This window comes from Vibrio sp. V03_P4A6T147, from assembly GCF_002241085.1.
GTDB lineage: Bacteria > Pseudomonadota > Gammaproteobacteria > Enterobacterales > Vibrionaceae > Vibrio > Vibrio anguillarum.
Window position 1 is genome coordinate 1 of record NZ_NDIO01000424.1, and the last position, 2,276, is coordinate 2,276.

Sequence of the window (2,276 nt, forward strand, 5' to 3'; positions counted from 1 at the left end):
AAACAATTCTAAGTTTGCTTGAAGGTCAGCAGTTAATTTGCTCATTATCTTTATCTCATAAGGTGATGACGCGCAAGGATAGCATTTTGTGCTAGTAAACTCATTACAATTTTAGACAGAAAAAAGGGGCGAAAACGCCCCAATCCTCGATAAATATCGATTTCAACGCTCGCGTTTGGTGAAAATGGTCCACTCTTCTTTCACCGAACCTTTGTGGCCGACGACAGTGGCGACAACTTTTCTATTCATCGCATGGCTAATATCATCATCACCATTTTCTGTCAGTTCAGTATCACCAAAACCAACAATACGGACACGAGTATGGCTAATGCCGTAACTAACAAGCGCCTTCTCGACATTATAAGCTCGGTTTTTCGATAACTCTAAGTTATAACCTGGATTCCCAACCTTACTGGCATAACCTTGTAATTCAATCGAAGCTGAAGGGTATTGCTTGAGAAAATTGGCCATTGACCGTATTTGACTTAGAAACACAGGGTTGACTATTGCTGAATCATTCGCAAACAGAATTCTAAGCTGGAGTTGCTCTTCGGTTTTAATGAAAGTGCCACAACCATCATTATCGATCTCTGACTTCAATGGTGTTTCGGGGCACAAATCTCTGGCATTAATCACGCCGTCAAAATCATCGTCACGTAAATCGTCTATTTGATCAGCGAGTGGCATATCAATATATGGATAACCATCTCTAGCAGATGAAGCCGTCGAGGTGATAAAGAGTAAGCTCGCTATCATTGGCCATAAGTATTTCAACATGTTAGTACTCCACCGCATCATGCCACTCTTTGGGTGTATCCACTCTCAACGAACTCAACAATGACCCAGTTGCATTCATAACACGGTATTTTGCATACTGTTCATCGTATTTGGCATCGAGATAACCTTTTCTTGCTTCGAAAAGCTCATTTTCAGTATTCAACACATCCAATAGTGTTCGCTTGCCGAGCTTATATTGTTTTTCATAAGCAATAACCGTATCTGAAGCAGAATCAACATGATCGGCTAAAAATTCTTTTTGTTGTAATGTCAAATCGAGAGCGCTCCAAGATAAACGCAACCCCTCTTCAACACTACGATAAGTCCGATCTCTTAAATCTTTCGCTTTGTTCATTTGGTAGGCAGCACTGTCGGTGCGCGCAGAATCTGAACCACCATTGTACAGGTTGTAACGCATCCTAATCATGGCCGAGAATTCATCGCTGCTACCTTCTATCCCACCGGCATCATCACGCCATGTTTGTGCAGCTTCGAAAGATAACGTTGGGTAATTTGTTCCCTGAGTTTGTTTATATTGAAACTTTGCGGAATCAACATCGGCTTGCGCTACTTTGATGACCGGGTGATCTTGGTAGGCCTTTTCTAAAGCGTCATCAACGGTAAAAGGCAAAGCAGAATGGTCTGCTCTAGGGAAAATTAAATCTTGAGGAGGTTGACCTACCAACCGTTTAAACTGGGTATGTATATCAAACAGATTATTCTGTGCAGCTAAAAGATTGCCATGGGCTTTAGCTAAACGAGCTTCAACCTGAGAAAGATCAGCGGTTGAACCAATGCCTGATTCCACACGCTTTTGTATATCACGATATATTTTCTTATGTACTGAGAGGTTGCTTTCAGAAAGTGTCAGTATTTCAAACGCTTTCGTTGCATCGAGATACACCTTAGTGACCTCTAATGCGATATCTTGAGCGTCAGCTAAGAGTTGGAAACGAACCGATTCGGCATCAGCCGAAGTACGATCAATATCGTTTAAAGTCGAAGAACCATCCCAAATCAGTTGGGTTAAGGTAATGGTGGCTTCTTTACGAGTAAGTTCATTTTCAGTACCAGAGGCTAAATCTACCGCTTCGTAGCCAATACCAGCATCGAGATCGATCCTTGGAAGGTAAGCACCAGAAGAGGCTTCGCTATTATAGCGCTTACTCACATATTCGTTATATGCACTTTTAATATTTGGATTGGTTGCAAGCGTTATTGACACCGCTTGCTCAAGAGTCTGGCTATATACAGAGATCGGGAAGCTGAGTGCGATGGCGTAGCTCAACGTTTTCATATTCATCCAATTCACTTGGGCACTCCTCTAGGAACTTCTACTTCTTTTAAGCCGCAATAGTACGGCATTAGCTGTTGCATTATCGAGACGCTTGATGGAAAAACGCAACAAAATAACATTAAATTCTCATCAGTAAACAGTAACATATTCATTACATTCGTGATTTTAGCAAAGAATCATACACCAAATCATCAATTAACAT

2 protein-coding genes are annotated in these 2,276 nt (G+C 41.4%); both read right to left on the bottom strand.

Annotation, left to right across the window (positions count from 1 at the left end; genetic code table 11):
• Nucleotides 1–162: 162 nt before the first annotated feature.
• Nucleotides 163–798: an OmpA family protein gene (locus tag B9J84_RS16045; protein ID WP_017046139.1), complete on the bottom strand. Its 636-nt coding sequence runs from the start codon at nt 796–798 to the stop codon at nt 163–165.
• A complete protein-coding gene (locus B9J84_RS16050) occupies nt 779–2,089 on the bottom strand; it encodes a TolC family outer membrane protein (protein ID WP_013856940.1) in 1,311 nt (436 codons plus the stop codon). The genes B9J84_RS16045 and B9J84_RS16050 overlap by 20 nt, the downstream gene beginning before the upstream one ends.
• Between the last annotated feature and the right edge of the window lie 187 nt (nt 2,090–2,276).